The 14,182-nt window shown below is 60.0% G+C and carries 16 protein-coding genes; 10 read left to right on the forward strand and 6 right to left on the reverse strand.

Annotated features, from left to right (window positions below; genetic code table 11):
• Positions 1–56 precede the first annotated feature (56 nt).
• The 3 genes from ACA044_RS09260 to ACA044_RS09270 all read left to right on the forward strand — a co-directional run bounded on the left by ACA044_RS09260 (position 57) and on the right by ACA044_RS09270 (position 2,573).
• The gene (locus ACA044_RS09260; RefSeq protein WP_497446092.1) at positions 57–1,478 is read left to right on the forward strand and encodes an MltF family protein; all 1,422 of its coding nucleotides are present in this window, start codon (positions 57–59) and stop codon (positions 1,476–1,478) included.
• 103 nt (positions 1,479–1,581) lie between these two features.
• Positions 1,582–2,016 (forward strand): DoxX family protein, encoded by a 435-nt coding sequence (locus ACA044_RS09265; RefSeq protein ID WP_497446093.1) that lies wholly within the window; start codon positions 1,582–1,584, stop codon positions 2,014–2,016.
• Positions 2,017–2,264: 248 nt separating this feature from the next.
• Entirely contained in the window at positions 2,265–2,573 is a 309-nt protein-coding gene (locus ACA044_RS09270) for a class I SAM-dependent methyltransferase (protein ID WP_497446094.1), read from the forward strand.
• A gap of 18 nt (positions 2,574–2,591) precedes the next feature.
• Here the strand turns inward: ACA044_RS09270 and greB are convergent, their stop codons facing one another.
• Genes greB through ACA044_RS09285 form a run of 3 tightly spaced genes read right to left on the reverse strand, consistent with a single transcriptional unit; the run spans position 2,592 to position 6,323 of the window.
• Positions 2,592–3,089: a transcription elongation factor GreB gene (gene greB, locus ACA044_RS09275; protein ID WP_095196793.1), complete on the reverse strand. Its 498-nt coding sequence runs from the start codon at positions 3,087–3,089 to the stop codon at positions 2,592–2,594.
• A 46-nt stretch (positions 3,090–3,135) separates the two neighbouring features.
• Positions 3,136–5,640, reverse strand: coding sequence for an ABC transporter permease (locus ACA044_RS09280; protein WP_497446095.1), 2,505 nt, complete (start codon positions 5,638–5,640; stop codon positions 3,136–3,138).
• Positions 5,640–6,323, reverse strand: coding sequence for an ABC transporter ATP-binding protein (locus ACA044_RS09285; RefSeq protein WP_007899869.1), 684 nt, complete (start codon positions 6,321–6,323; stop codon positions 5,640–5,642). Before ACA044_RS09285 ends, ACA044_RS09280 begins: the two co-directional genes overlap by 1 nt.
• Positions 6,324–6,333: 10 nt before the next feature.
• Between ACA044_RS09285 and ACA044_RS09290 the strand changes: the two genes are divergently transcribed.
• The 3 genes from ACA044_RS09290 to ACA044_RS09300 all read left to right on the forward strand — a co-directional run bounded on the left by ACA044_RS09290 (position 6,334) and on the right by ACA044_RS09300 (position 8,540).
• Positions 6,334–6,939: an arylesterase gene (locus tag ACA044_RS09290; protein ID WP_497446096.1), complete on the forward strand. Its 606-nt coding sequence runs from the start codon at positions 6,334–6,336 to the stop codon at positions 6,937–6,939.
• A 56-nt stretch (positions 6,940–6,995) separates the two neighbouring features.
• On the forward strand, positions 6,996–7,289 hold the full coding sequence (locus tag ACA044_RS09295) for a hypothetical protein (protein WP_007899882.1): 294 nt from the start codon (positions 6,996–6,998) through the stop codon (positions 7,287–7,289).
• Positions 7,290–7,568: 279 nt separating this feature from the next.
• Entirely contained in the window at positions 7,569–8,540 is a 972-nt protein-coding gene (locus ACA044_RS09300; RefSeq protein ID WP_497446097.1) for a L,D-transpeptidase family protein, read from the forward strand.
• 122 nt (positions 8,541–8,662) lie between these two features.
• Here the strand turns inward: ACA044_RS09300 and oprI are convergent, their stop codons facing one another.
• A complete protein-coding gene (oprI, locus tag ACA044_RS09305; protein ID WP_003172710.1) occupies positions 8,663–8,914 on the reverse strand; it encodes an outer membrane lipoprotei OprI in 252 nt (83 codons plus the stop codon).
• A gap of 632 nt (positions 8,915–9,546) precedes the next feature.
• Here oprI and ACA044_RS09310 point away from each other — a divergent pair.
• Complete coding sequence (locus ACA044_RS09310) at positions 9,547–9,828, forward strand: GNAT family N-acetyltransferase (protein ID WP_030132333.1); 282 nt, start codon at positions 9,547–9,549, stop codon at positions 9,826–9,828.
• 69 nt (positions 9,829–9,897) lie between these two features.
• Here the strand turns inward: ACA044_RS09310 and ACA044_RS09315 are convergent, their stop codons facing one another.
• Positions 9,898–10,974, reverse strand: coding sequence for a 3-deoxy-7-phosphoheptulonate synthase (locus ACA044_RS09315; protein ID WP_497446098.1), 1,077 nt, complete (start codon positions 10,972–10,974; stop codon positions 9,898–9,900).
• 190 nt (positions 10,975–11,164) lie between these two features.
• Positions 11,165–11,608 carry a PilZ domain-containing protein gene (locus tag ACA044_RS09320; RefSeq protein ID WP_497446099.1) on the reverse strand — a complete coding sequence of 148 codons (444 nt, stop codon included), beginning with the start codon at positions 11,606–11,608 and terminating at the stop codon, positions 11,165–11,167.
• Here ACA044_RS09320 and ACA044_RS09325 point away from each other — a divergent pair.
• The 3 genes from ACA044_RS09325 (at position 11,607) to ACA044_RS09335 (ending at position 14,094) form a co-directional block, all read left to right on the forward strand.
• Complete coding sequence (locus ACA044_RS09325) at positions 11,607–11,993, forward strand: thioredoxin family protein (protein ID WP_497446100.1); 387 nt, start codon at positions 11,607–11,609, stop codon at positions 11,991–11,993. The two genes, ACA044_RS09320 and ACA044_RS09325, sit on opposite strands and share 2 nt — an antisense overlap.
• Positions 11,990–12,943 (forward strand): putative 2-dehydropantoate 2-reductase, encoded by a 954-nt coding sequence (locus tag ACA044_RS09330; protein ID WP_497446101.1) that lies wholly within the window; start codon positions 11,990–11,992, stop codon positions 12,941–12,943. Before ACA044_RS09325 ends, ACA044_RS09330 begins: the two co-directional genes overlap by 4 nt.
• 245 nt (positions 12,944–13,188) lie before the next feature.
• Complete coding sequence (locus ACA044_RS09335; RefSeq protein ID WP_497446102.1) at positions 13,189–14,094, forward strand: 5'-nucleotidase; 906 nt, start codon at positions 13,189–13,191, stop codon at positions 14,092–14,094.
• Positions 14,095–14,182 lie beyond the last annotated feature (88 nt).

A 14,182-nucleotide genomic window follows, 5' to 3' on the forward strand; every position in this document is an offset into this window, starting at 1 on the left:
TCGTTCGACATCATGCAATAGCCATGAGGTCGGCCAGTATTCTTTCCGGAGAGTGGATGACACGTCCCTCGGTGTTGTTACTGCTGTGTTGTTCGTTGCTGCTGCCGATGCCGGCGGTTGCGCGTCTGGCCGGGCCGTTGCAAGCAGTGCCCGCGGCCAAGGTCCGCGACCTGGCGGAAATTCGCAGCAGTCGCGTGTTGCGGGTGCTGGTCAACCAGAGCCGCAACAGCTCCGGCGAAGTCCAGGGCCAGGCCATCGGCGTCGAATACCACCGCCTGCGCGCTTTCGAGCAATACCTCAATGGCTACGCCCGTGACGGCCAGGAAATCACCCTCAAGATCATTCCCAAAGCCAAGGATCAACTGCTCGGCGCGTTGCAGCGCGGGGAGGGTGATTTGGTTGCGCCGGGGGAATTGCTTGATCCGCAATCGGGCCTCGCGGTCAGCACCAGTCAACCGATTGCCAGCAATGTGCCGTTGCTGTTGGTGGGAATCAAAGGCGAACGACATTACACCCGTCTCGAACAACTCTCAGGCAAAACCCTCGCGCTACCCACCGGCAGCGCGGCCGGGGATGCCGTCAGTCAGATCAATCAAAAGCTTGCACTGCACAAATTGCCCCCGGTGAAAATCGAGTGGGTCGATCCAAGCCTGGCCGTCGAGGACGTGCTGGAAATGGTTCAGGGCGGGATCTTTCATCTGACGATCGTCGAGCAACCGATTGCCGAACGCTGGGGCAAGATCCTGTCCAAGTTGCGCTTCGATCGCCAGGTCCTCATCAGCGAGCCGGGCGAGGAGTACTGGTTCGTGCGCCGCGACGCCTCGATGCTGCGTGCGAGCATCGATCGCTTCTTGACCACCTACAAGAAGCCGTCGGATCAGGATGCGGCGTTCCTGCGGATCTATCGGCGCCTGTATCAAGTGCACTACCCCCTGGCCAAGGCTGATCGGCAACGCCTGGAAAAACTTCGACCGGTTCTGCAAAAGCACGCTGAAGCCCAAGGGATGGACTGGCTGAACCTGGCGGCGCTGGCCTTCAAGGAGTCGGCGCTGCAACCCAACGCCAGAAGCGGCAGCGGCCCCACTGGCCTGATGCAAATTACCCCGTCTGCGGCGCAACGGGTTGGCGTCAGTAACATTCAGAACCTGGACGCCAATGTGCAGGCCGGGGCCAAGTACCTGGCGATGATCCGCCGCAAGTTTTTTGCCAGCCCCAAACTCAACGAACGCGAGCGCATGGCGTTCGTGTTGGCGGCCTACAACATGGGGCCGGAGCGGGTCCAGGGCATGCGCGCCGAGGCCCGGCGGCGCGGCTTGAACCCTAATCAGTGGTTTTTCCAGGTCGAGCGCATTGCCATGGAGCAGGTGGGAATGGGGGCGGTCAGCTATGTTAATAGCGTGAACAAGTATTACCTGGCGTTCGATCGGGAGCGGGAGTCGTTGGAGCCCCAGGGGCAAAAAGTTGCCTCACGGAAATGATCTACTAAACTGATTGTTATGGTGCGTTTTTTGCGCTTTTAACATGAGTTTTATTGATTAATATGGCGGCCAACCAACACACACTCACAATGGATGACACAGCATGAGCACACTGATCAACAAGGTACTGTCCACCCGCGCGGGCTACGGTCTGACAATTCTGCGGATCTTCGTCGGCATCATCTTCGCGGCCCACGGCTCACAGAAACTCTTTGGTATGTTCGGTGGCTACGGCATTGCCGGTACCGCGCAGTACATGGAAAGTATTGGGCTGGCGCCGGGTCACCTGATGGCGATCCTGGCTGGTGGTACCGAGTTCTTCGGCGGTCTGGCGCTGATCATCGGTCTGCTGGCACGCCCGGCAGCGCTGGGGCTGACCTTTCTCTCGCTGGTGGCTATTTTCACGGTGCACATCAGCAACGGTCTGTTCATGGCCAATAACGGTTATGAATTCGCCCTGGCCTTGCTCGGCGGCAGCCTCGCAGTGCTGATCGAAGGTGCAGGCAAGCTGTCGGTAGACCGCGCCATCACCAGCTGACCACTCTGGCACAACGAAAAGGCCTGCACTGTGCAGGCCTTTTTTGTTGCTGGTGATTCTTGACACTGTCCGGTCAGCTTCTCTAGGATGCTGCTCATGCGCCGATTTAAACAGCTACTTGCGGGGCGCCAGGTGACTCGTTCAGTTGCCGATAGAAGCTCGAAACAGGCTTCGAAATACCGCTAAAGCGCTGGTTCGGTGTTGCCTCTCACCTGCCATGCAGACTTTTGAGGCAGAGACACGACACAATGAATGCACTAAGCCCTGTTGTACGCCCCGCGCCGATCACGGCACACCTGACCCAACGCAATCCAAAAATCCTGCTTGGCGGTAAACATCAGCCGACGCTATTGCGTTACCTCGATGGCTGGCCACGTCGCACCGGCGGGCCCGCAGCCTTCCTGATTCAGTTTGTCGACGATGGCGAGTCACTGGCACGTTTTGCCAACGACAGTTTCGATCTGGCGGTGATTCTGGCGCCCGGTGCCGAGGATGCGCCTGAAGTGATCAGGCAGCTGACTCGCGTGGCTCGCCAAGGGCTGATTACCCGACGCTGAGGCTTAGAGCGCTGCGGCTCACAGATACTCGATCGCCACGATATACACGCATTGTTCACCGGTTGGTGTCTGGACCCGCACTTCGGCGTCCAGAGCCTTGCCGATCAAGGCGCGCGCCAACGGTGAGTCGATACTGATCAGGCCTTGTTTCAAATCCAGCTCATCCGGCCCGACGATGCGATAACGCGACTCCTTGCCGTCTTCATCTTCAATCGTGACCCAGGCGCCAAAATAAACCTTGTTCGGATCGCTGGGTTTTTCGCTGACGACCTTGAGTGCTTCCAGGCGTTTGGTGAGAAAGCGCACGCGACTGTCGATCTCGCGCAGCATTTTTTTGCCGTAGGTGTACTCGGCATTTTCCGAGCGATCGCCCTGTGCTGCCGCTTCGCTGACCGACTGCGTTACCTGAGGCCGCCGTACATGCCAGAGCTCATGAAACTCGGCCCGCATCCGCGCTTCACCTTCGGGGGTGATCAGCGCGGTGCCAGCGGTGCGGGGAGGGCGATAACGGCTCATGGCGACTTCTTGTGGTTGAATACGTGGATCAGAGTGCTTGAGTCTATCAACCCTCGCGCAGGACTGTCAGGGGGCTGGCGTTCAAGGCGCGGCGTGTGCCGAACACACCGGCACCGCCGATCAACACCGCGCCGATCAGCGGCAATACCAACAGCCACGGATGCGGATGCCAGGGCAGGTCGAAAGCGTAACGGTAGAGCACCAGGCTCACCAGTTCCGAACCCAGTGCCGCCAATAACCCGCTGACCGCGCCGAGCAGGCCGAATTCGATACGCCGGGCCCTGACCAGCAACTGCCGTTCGGCACCCAGCGCTCGCAACAACGCACCTTGGCGAATGCGTTCATCGAGGGTTGCCTGCAAGCCGGAGAACAACACCGCCATCCCCGCGGCCAGCACAAACAACAGCACGTATTCCACCGCCAGGGTCACCTGGGCGAGGATGCTGCGCAGCTGCGCCAGCAAGGCTTCGACTTGCAGAATGGTCACTGCCGGAAAGCTGCGGGACAGGTCGACGATCTGCTGATCGTGACCGGCCGCCAGATAGAAACTGGTCAGGTAGGTCGCCGGCAAGTCCTTCAAGGTGCCGGGCTGGAAGATCATGAAAAAGTTCGGTTGGAAATTGTCCCAGTTGATCTCCCGCAGGCTGGTGACTTTCGCCTCCCGATTGGCCCCGCCGACGGTGAATACCATGTGATCGCCGAGCTTGAGTTTGAGGCTTTCGGCAACTTTACCTTCCACCGAAACACCGGGTATTTCATCCGCCGGTTGCTGGTCCCACCAGTTACCGGCGGTGAGTTTGTTACCCGCCGGCAGGTCTGCCGCCCAGGTCAGGCTCAGGTCGCGTTGAATGGCTCGATCACCGGCCGAATCCTTGCTGACGATGTCCTGCACCGGTTCGCCATTGATGCTGATCAGCCGTCCCGGCACCACCGGGTACAGCGGCGCCGATTGAGCCGACAATTCCATCAATCGATCGGTAAAGGCCTGTTTGTCCGCTGGCAGAATGTTCAGGGCGAAATAATTCGGGGCGTTTTTCGGCAGCTGGTTTTGCCAGGTGTCGAGTAACTCGCCGCGTAGCAACGCAATCAATGCCATGGACAGCAGAATCAAACCGAAGGCCAGGGCTTGACCCGCAGCTGCCAATGGATGGCGCAGCAGTTGGCCCAACCCGAGGCGCCATGGCAATGAGGCGCGGGCCAGCATCCGGCGCAGGCTCTTGAGCAGCAGCAACAGCAAACCGCCCAGCACCAGCGCCGCGATCACACCGCCGCCGAGCAGGGCGAAGGTCAGCACCAGGTCCAGGCTCAGGCGCCACATGATCAGGCCGAGGGCGCCCAGCGCCGCGCCATAAACCATCCAGGTGCTGGACGGAATCGGCAGCATGTCGCGACGTAATACCCGCAGCGGTGGTACCCGACCCAAAGCGGCCAGTGGCGGCAGGGCGAAACCGGCCAGGGCGACCAGTCCGGTGCCGATTCCGGCGATGGCCGGCAACAGACCTCCCGGTGGGACATCGGTTGGCAGTAAATCACGCAGCAGCGCAAACAGCCCGAGCTGTGCCAGCCAGCCGAGCAGGGCGCCGCTGATGCTGGCGAGCAGTCCGAGTACGGTCAATTGCAGACTGAACAGCACCATGGTTTCCCGGCGAGACAGACCCAGGCAGCGCAGCAATGCACTGGCATCGAATCGGCGAGTGGCGAAGCGTGTCGCTGACAACGCTACCGCCACGCCGGACAGTAGAACCGCCACCAGACTGGCCATGTTCAAATAACGTTCAGCCTTACCCAGGGCGCCGCCGATCTGTCGGTTGCCGTCCCGGGCATCCTGTATACGCTGGTTGGCCGCCAGGCCTGGCTTGATCAGTTGACGATAGGTTTCCAGCGCCGGGGCAGGGCCACGCCAGAGTTCACGGTAACTGACCCGGCTGCCGGGTTGCACCACACCGGTCGCCTCAAGGTCGCTGAGGTTGATCAGCACCCGTGGCGTCAGACTGTAGAAATTGCCGGCGCGATCCGGCTCGTAGGTCAGCACCCGCGCCAGTGTCAGGGTTTTCATGCCGACGTCGATGCTGTCGCCGATCTTCAAGTCCAGCGCGGTCAGCAGTCGCGCTTCGACCCAGGCTTCGCCGGGTTTCGGCCCGCCGCCGGGTTGTTCCGGTGCGAAGGGGGTGGGGGCGCTTTTCAGTTCGCCGCGTAACGGGTAGACGCCATCGGCGGCTTTGATGCTGGACAACTGAATGCCGTTGTCGGTGGCGATGACGCTGGAAAACTCCACCACCTGAGCGTGCTCAAGGCCCAACTCCGTGCCGCTTCTTATCTGTTCGGGGCGTGCTGGCGAACTGCCTTCGAGTAACAGGTCGGCACCGAGAAACTCGGTGGCGCGCAGCATCATGGCGCCGTTCAGGCGGGCGCCGAAGTAGCCGATGGCGGTACTCGCCGCCACGGCCACCAGCAAGGCGAAGAACAACACGCGCAACTCACCGGCGCGGGCATCGCGCAGCAGCTGGCGGATGGCGAGACTGAACAGGCGCAACAGCGGCAGGCGTGCCATTAAGGCTCCAGAGGGGCGACCAGCAGGCCGGCTTCAAGGCGGATCAGGCGTCGGCAGCGATGTGCCAGGCGTTCGTCGTGGGTGACCAGTACCAGGGTCGTGCCGCTTTCCTGGTTGAGTTCGAACAGCAGATCGCTGATGCGCTCGCCGGTATGGCTGTCGAGGTTGCCGGTGGGCTCATCGGCGAACAGCACATCGGGCTCCGCAGCAAAGGCGCGGGCAATTGCCACACGCTGCTGTTCACCACCGGAAAGCTGGCGCGGCGAGTGGGTCAGGCGTTGACCCAGCCCGACGCGCTGCAGCAGTTCGGTAGCGCGCTCACGGGCGTCTTTGCGGCCATCGAGTTCCAGCGGCAGCATGACGTTTTCCAGGGCGTTGAGGCTGTCGAGCAGCTGAAAAGACTGGAAGACAAAACCCACGTGCTCGGCACGGATGCGGGCGCGTTGGTCTTCGTCGAGATTGCTCAGGCCTTGACCGGCGAGAGTGACTTCGCCGCTGCTCGGCAGGTCGAGGCCGGCAAGCAAGCCGAGGAGGGTGGATTTGCCGGAACCGGAGGCGCCGACGATGGCCAGGCTGTCGCCCTTGTTCAGTTCCAGGCTGAGTTCGTGCAGGATAGTCAGTTCACCTTCCGCGCTGGGAACCACTTTGCTGAGGTTCTTCGCGGTGAGAATGCTTGCGCCCATGGAGAATCCGATGCGTGTGTGGTTTTTGAGTGCTGGCCTGGCCTTGATGTGCATGGCCCAGAGCGCAGCGTCGGGTACAGTCCTGATCGTTGGCGATAGTATCAGCGCCGGTTTCGGCCTGGATACCCGGGTGGGGTGGGTGTCGTTGCTCGAGCAACGGCTCAAGCGCGAAGGTTTCGACGATAAGGTGGTCAATGCATCCATCAGCGGCGACACCAGCGCCGGAGGCCGGGCGCGCCTGCCGGCGCTGCTTGCAGAGCATAAGCCTGCGCTGGTTATCCTCGAGTTGGGAGGCAATGATGGGTTGCGGGGAATGCTGCCAACACAATTGCAACAAAATCTTGCGTCGATGATCGACAGCTCCCGCGCCAGTGGTGCCAAGGTGCTGTTGTTGGGCATGCAATTGCCGCCCAATTACGGTGCGCGTTACACCCAGGCCTTTGCCGAGGCTTTCACCAAGGTAGCCAACGAGAAAAAGATCCCGCTGGTGCCGTTTTTTCTCGACGGTGTGGGTGGTCATCCGGACCTGATGCAAGGCGACGGCCTGCACCCGGCTGCGGCGGCTCAGGACAAGTTGCTGGAAAATGTCTGGCCGACACTGAAACCGCTGCTTTGACGCTTTTCTAGCGGCGGTGTTTCGGCTAAGGTGGCGCCCCCGATTTGGAGCCCCCGATGCCGCGTCCTGCCTGGTCCCTTTTTGCCTATCAACTGATCGAGCCTGACGAACAGCTGGATCTGTTCGCCTGCCAGGAAGTGCGGGTACATCTGGTGACCCGTCAGCTTGAGCTGGGCGGCTCGGCGGACCGAACCTTGTGCGGCAGTCTGTTACCGGCGCAACCGCGCTGGTCGAGCGTTGATCGTACGGTGTTCCAGGATCAGCGCCTGTGCTCGCTGTGCCGGGCCATTCTGGAATCGCAAAAACGCGGCACCTCGCCGATCTGGCCTGAGTTGCGGTTCGAGCTTTAGGGCCCCTGTGGCGAGGGGGGCTTGCCTGTGGCGAGGGAGCTTGCTCCCGTCGGACTGCGAAGCAGGCCCCAAATTCCGATCACCGGGGTTCTACAGTAAAAACGCATTTACCGGTTTCACGACGGCTACGCCGCCGAACGGGGGCAAGCCCCCTCGCCACAGGCAAGCCCCTCATCGCAGGTCCCCCTAACCACAGGTCTTTACGTCTCCCCGAAATAACGGGCGGCGGTGTACAATCCCGTTTTTATACCCTTGTCGATCATGCAAAGGATTTTCCGGATGTTGCCGCGCTTTCCCGCCGTCACCCGCTGCCTGTCTCTTGCCGCCCTCTGCGTCGCGGGTCCGGTAGCAGCATTGGAGCTACCCCTGCCACCACCCGGTGAAGACATCATCGGCCAGGTGCAGGTGATCAAGGCCAAGTACGAAGACACCTTCGCCGACCTTGGCACCGCCTACGATCTGGGCTATTCGGAAATGGTCGCGGCCAACCCGGGCGTTGATCCATGGTTGCCGGGCGCAGGTACCGAAGTGGTGCTGCCGACGCGCTTCATCCTGCCGCCGGGCCCCCGTGAAGGCATCGTCATCAACCTGGCTGAATACCGTCTTTACTATTTCCCGAAAGGCCGGAACGTGGTGTACACCTTCCCGCTGGGTATCGGCCGTGAAGGCTGGGGCTCGCCGATTGCCCACACCAGCATCATTGCCAAGACGCCGAACCCATCCTGGACCCCTCCAGCGTCTATCAAGGCCGAACACGCCGCCGATGGCGATCCGCTGCCCAATGTGGTGCCGGCCGGCCCGGACAACCCGCTGGGGCCGTTCAAATTCACCCTGGGCACTCCGGGCTACCTGATCCACGGTTCGAACAAGAAGTTCGGTATCGGCATGCGCACCAGTCACGGTTGCTTCCGCATGTTCAACAACAACGTGCTGGAAATGGCCAGCATGGTGCCGGTAGGGACGTCGGTGCGCATCATCAACGATCCGTACAAGTTCGGCCTCAGTGGCGGCAAGGTCTATCTGGAAGCGCACACGCCGCTGGATGACAAGGGCAACCCTTCGGTGGTCGACAAGCACACAGCCGTGATCAATGCGATGCTCAAGCGTGAGGACATCACCAACAACTTGCGCATGAATTGGGATGTGGTGCGTGACGTAGTCGCCGCTGAAGATGGCCTGCCGGTGGAAATCGCCGTGCCGGGTGCTTCGGCACCGATGGTATCGAGTGCGCCGATCGACCTGCAGCAGTAACGCGTTAAAGCAACCCGCCGATGCAGACCGCGTCGGCGGGTTTTTTATGGCCTGCAGAAACGGCGGGCAATAAAAAGCCGACCCAAAAAATGGGTCGGCTTGATAACAATCCCGAAGGACTATTACTTGCGGCTAGCTTTTTCCAGCATGCGCAGAGCACGCTCGTTAGCTTCGTCAGCAGTCTGTTGTGCTTTTTGAGCAGCAGCCAGAGCTTCATCAGCTTTACGGTAAGCTTCGTCTGCACGAGCCTGGGAGCGAGCTGCTGCGTCTTCAGTAGCAGTCAGACGTGCTTCGGTTTCTTTCGATACGCTGCTGCAACCGGTAGCCAGAACTGCGGCCAGAGCCAGAGCAGAGAATTTCAGAACGTTGTTCATCGTGTTCCCCTTCAAGGACTTTCTATTAAGTAGCTGTCTCCTCAGAGTGAGGAAATAGCCGGCGTACATACTACCCATTACTTGTAGTAAGTAAACTGACGTAGCGCAAGAAGCAAAAAAAATTGTAGGCGTTGATTCTTTTTCGAGCAACTTTTAACTGCATTGTATAAAAAATATCCAGCTGCGAGGCCCGAACTGAGCGAGCCGCCGAGGAAAAGTTCCCCGAGTCGGCAGCTGTTTTTCAGTCTTGGCTAAAGTCTGTCTAGATGGAGTCGTCCACACTTTTGTTCGAATTTTGCGCAGCGGCTCCCATATCTTTATCCATGTTGAGGTGACTTAAACAAAGGGCGCTCGTCTTAAGTCTCAATATCCGGCAATGTTCAGGCCCCGACCCGGGAAGATCCCGGTCGAGCCATCCCTGCATCACCCGGAGCAACACCCGCCTGCCAGCATGACGAGCGTCCCTTGAGCATTTCTGCCAATGGTGCCTACTATTTGTTACGTGCCCGGTTGCGCGAGATTGGTGCTGCTCTTCTCGGTGTCCATTCAGGCACGGGGTGGCGTAGATGTTCCTTCGCCGGAAAAACATCGGTAAGGTAGGGGTCAGAATTAAAGACCCGCGAGGAGTAGTGATGAGCGAGGCGTTGTCCATCCACCATGACCAGGCTGGTCATCAGTTCGAGACCACTGTGGACGGTTATCGTGCCTACCTGACCTATATGGATCTGGGAAAACAGACCCTGGATATTTATCGTACCTTTGTGCCCAACGCGCTGCGTGGTCGCGGCATCGCGGCGGCGTTGACCGAGCAGGCACTGCAATACGCTGAAGAAATGGGCTACACGGTCATTCCATCGTGCTCTTACGTGGAACGCTACATGGAACGTCACCAGCGGCATGCCGCCAAGCTGTGAACAAAGCGAACGCATAAAAAAACGCCAGGTTTAAGCCTGGCGTTTTTTATGCGTGAAACGAAACGGCGATCAGCTGCGATTGCGTTTGGGCAGCACGTCCTTGAGCTTGGCATGCATGCTGCGCAAGGTGTTTTCGGTGGCGGTCCAGTCGATGCAGGCATCGGTGATCGACACGCCGTATTGCAGGTCGGCGAGGTCTTTCGGGATCGCCTGGCAACCCCAGTTCAGGTGACTTTCGACCATCAGGCCGATGATCGACTGGTTGCCTTCGAGGATCTGGTTGGCGACGTTCTCCATCACCAGCGGTTGCAGGGCCGGGTCCTTGTTGGAGTTGGCGTGGCTGCAATCGACCATGATGTTCGGCTTGATCTTCGCCTTGTTCAGCGCTTGCTCGCAGAGTGCGACGCTGACCGAATCGTAGTTCGGTTTGCCGTTACCGCCGCGCAACACCACGTGACCGTAGGCGTTGCCCTTGGTGGTGACGATCGACACGCCACCCTCCTGGTTGATACCCAGGAAACGGTGCGGGCTGGAAACCGATTGCAGGGCGTTGATGGCCACCGTCAGGCCGCCATCGGTGCCGTTCTTGAAGCCGACGGCCGAGGACAGGCCGGAAGCCATTTCACGGTGAGTCTGGGATTCGGTGGTGCGTGCGCCGATCGCCGACCAGCTGATCAGGTCCTGCAAGTATTGCGGGGAGATCGGGTCGAGGGCTTCGGTCGCGGTCGGTAGGCCCATCTCGGCCAGGTCCAGCAGCAACTGACGACCGATGTGCAGGCCATCCTGAATCTTGAACGAGTCGTCCAGGTATGGATCGTTGATCAAGCCTTTCCAGCCGACGGTGGTGCGTGGCTTCTCGAAATACACGCGCATGACCAGATACAGGGTATCGGACACTTCGGCCGCGAGTACCTTCAGGCGCTCGGCGTATTCGTGGGCAGCCTTGATGTCGTGGATCGAGCATGGTCCGATCACGACGAAGAGGCGGTGGTCGGTGCCATCAAGAATGTTGCGAATGACTTCGCGGCCCTTGGTGACGGTGCGCAGGGCAACGTCGCTCAGAGGGATATCACGCTTGAGCTGATCGGGAGTGATCAGGGTCTCGTTGGAGGCGACGTTAAGGTCGTTGATCGGTAAATCAGCCATCGTTTACTCGTCAGGTCACGGGTGCCGGCCGCCAGCGATCCCCGCGCGGCGGAGCACAGCAAATTTAAGCGCGTCGGGGAGTCGAACCTTAGCGCGTTACACCGTGGCTCGACAATGGGCAGACGCCGGTTTAGGGGGCATTCTCAATTAGTTTGCCCATCGCGCCGGGGAAACGAATTGATAACACCCCCTAATCCAGCACTGGCTGTGCAAATGCCTTGCGAACCGTGTCGTGGGAGAACTCGTCGGCGTGCTGCTGGACCCATTCGAGGGCCAGGCTCTGATTGATCTGCTGTTCGCTTTGGGGTTCGTGCTGACGGCAGTAACGTTCGATCTGGCAGACCTGCTCACCCATCCGCGCGCAAAATAGCGTCTGTTCATCGACAAACGCGATCCCCACCAGATAGCCGCGTTTTCGTCGCAGGCACCAAGCCACATAGCCCAGGTAACAGACTGAGATGCTCAGGGTCGGCATGCGCACTTCGAGTGCCGTACCCCGTCGCCACGCGCGGTGGTAATTGCAAGCCATGCCGCCGAGGCTGATAGTGTGCAGCTCTTGCCGCGAAATACACTCATGTTTGAGCAACGTTAATTCGACGGGCACATCGTCAGGATGAGGAAGATAACGTCTCATGAACACGGACTCCCTGTGTCGGTCATCTGACATTGTTTCTCCCAGTATAGTGGTCGAATCGGAACTGACCGATTTCGACGCCGACCAACGGTTACTGGCGATGAGCGGCATTTCACTGGTGATTTTTACCAGTGTCGGCTGCGCCAGTTGCCGTTTTGCCCGTGAGCAATTGCCCAGGTTCGACCTGATGGTCGATCGACTGTGCTGGATCGATGCCGGGAACAATGGCGGGGTGGTCGAGCGTTATCGGGTCTTTCATTTGCCGGCGCTGTTTGTGGTGCGCGACGGTGAGTTTTTCGGGGCGCTACAGTCGCGTCTGACCCGCACGGCGCTCAACGAGGCCGTAAGTCAGGCGTTGAGCCAACAAGCAGAGGAGTTGCCATGACAGGCACAGTGGCCAGGCCGACAATCGGTATTATCGGGACCGGCGCGATCGGTGGTTTCTACGGGGTGATGCTGGCGCGGGCCGGCTTCGATGTGCATTTTCTGTTGCGCAGTGAGTTTTCAGCGGTGGCCGAACGCGGCTTGCATCTCGACCATGCGTTGTTGGGCCCGCTGACCCTGAACCCGGTCCAGGCCTATTCGTCGGCTGCCGACATGCCGCCCTGTGACTGGTTACTGGTGGGCGCCAAGACCACCAGTAACGCGGACCTGGCGCCGGCCATTATTCAAGCTGCGGCGCCTGATGCCAAAGTGCTGTTGCTGCAAAATGGCCTGGACGTCGAAGACAGTCTGCGCGAGTTGCTGCCCGATTCACTGCACCTGCTCGGCGGGCTCTGTCTGATCTGCGTCCATCGTTTGGGCCCTGGCGTCATCACCCATCAAGCGCTCGGGGCGGTGAGTGTCGGCTACCACAGCGGCCCCGCCGCCGAACAGGCGCGCATGAATATCGTCGAGGAGGGCGCCGGACTGTTCCGCGCCGCCGGTATCGACGCCCAGGCCATGCCGAATCTGCATCAGGCGCGCTGGCAGAAACTGGTCTGGAATATCCCCTACAACGGTTTGTCGGTTCTGCTCGGGGCCAGCACCACGCCGTTGATGGCGGATGCCGACAGCCGCGCGTTGATTCAGGCCTTGATGGCCGAAGTGGTTCAGGGGGCCAACGCGTGTGGTCATGACATACCACCGGGTTACGCCGGTTATCTATTCAACATGACCGAGAAAATGCCCGACTATTGGCCGAGCATGTACCACGATTTTCGGCACAAGCGGCCGCTGGAACTGGACGCGATCTACGCTCGGCCACTGGCAGCGGCGAAGGCGGCGGGATGTGAGTTGCCGCGAATCGAGGCCTTGTATCGCAGCTTGGGCTTTATCGACCGACGTAATCACTGAGTCGGTCAAAAGAAGGGGGAAGTAATGCCGACAGTTCAGCAATTTCAGCGCGCGACGCACCTCGTAGCAGCTGCCGAAGGCTGCGTTCGGCTGCGAAGCAGTCGTGAATCCGGCCGACGCGGTCTGCCTGATGTACTGCAATCTCTGGTTTTACGACTGCTGCGCAGCCGAACGCAGCCTCGCAGGCTCGGCAGCTGCTACAGATAGCATTGCGGCTTAACTGATTGGGCATTAGGGGAAAGGGCATGGCAAATGGGATAGACGACAAACTGGTGCTGGCGATTTCTTCGCGAGCGCTGTTCGACTTGAGCGAGAGCCATAAGGTCTATCTGTCGAGTGGCGTCGAGGCCTATCGGCAATACCAGATCGAACACGAAGACGAAATTCTCGAGCCCGGCGATGCGTTCCCGTTGGTGCAAAAACTCCTGAACCTGAACGCCAGCCTGGGCCGTGCCCGGGTCGAGGTGATTCTGGTATCGCGCAACAGCGCCGACACGGGCCTTCGGGTTTTCAACTCGATTCATCACTATGGCCTGGCGATCTCGCGTGCGGCATTTGTCGGTGGACGCAGTCCTTATCCATACCTCAAGGCCTTTGGCTGCGACCTGTTTCTTTCGACCCATGCCGACGATGTGCGCAGTGCGCTGGATGCCGGGTTTGCCGCAGCGACCATTCTGTCGGGCGGTGCCAGTCGCGCCGCCAGCGATGAACTGCGCATTGCATTCGACGGTGACGCGGTGCTGTTTTCCGACGAATCGGAGCGGGTCTATCAGTCGGGAGGCCTTGCAGCGTTTCAGGCCAGCGAGCGCGAGTCGGCCCGTGAGCCTTTGCGCGGTGGGCCGTTCAAAGGCTTCCTCGCAGCGCTCAATCTTCTGCAGCGCGAGTTCCCCGATGATGCCTGTCCGATCCGCACCGCGCTGGTGACCGCGCGTTCGGCGCCGGCCCATGAACGGGTGATCCGCACGTTGCGCGAATGGGACATCCGTCTGGATGAATCGCTGTTCCTCGGCGGACTGACCAAATCGGCTTTTCTCGAAGCCTTTGCCGCCGACGTATTTTTCGACGACCAGGCCGGCCATTGCGAGCTGGCCCGCGAAGTGGTCGCCACCGGTCACGTGCCGCATGGCATCAGTAACGAGCCGTCGATTTAAAGCGCCGCGGTTCAATGCGTTGCGCCAGACGCCGCACTCGCCGCGGCACTGCTAAGCTGAATCAATCTCCGCCATGTTGGCATTAAAG

The organism is Pseudomonas sp. LBUM1673, assembly GCF_059695645.1.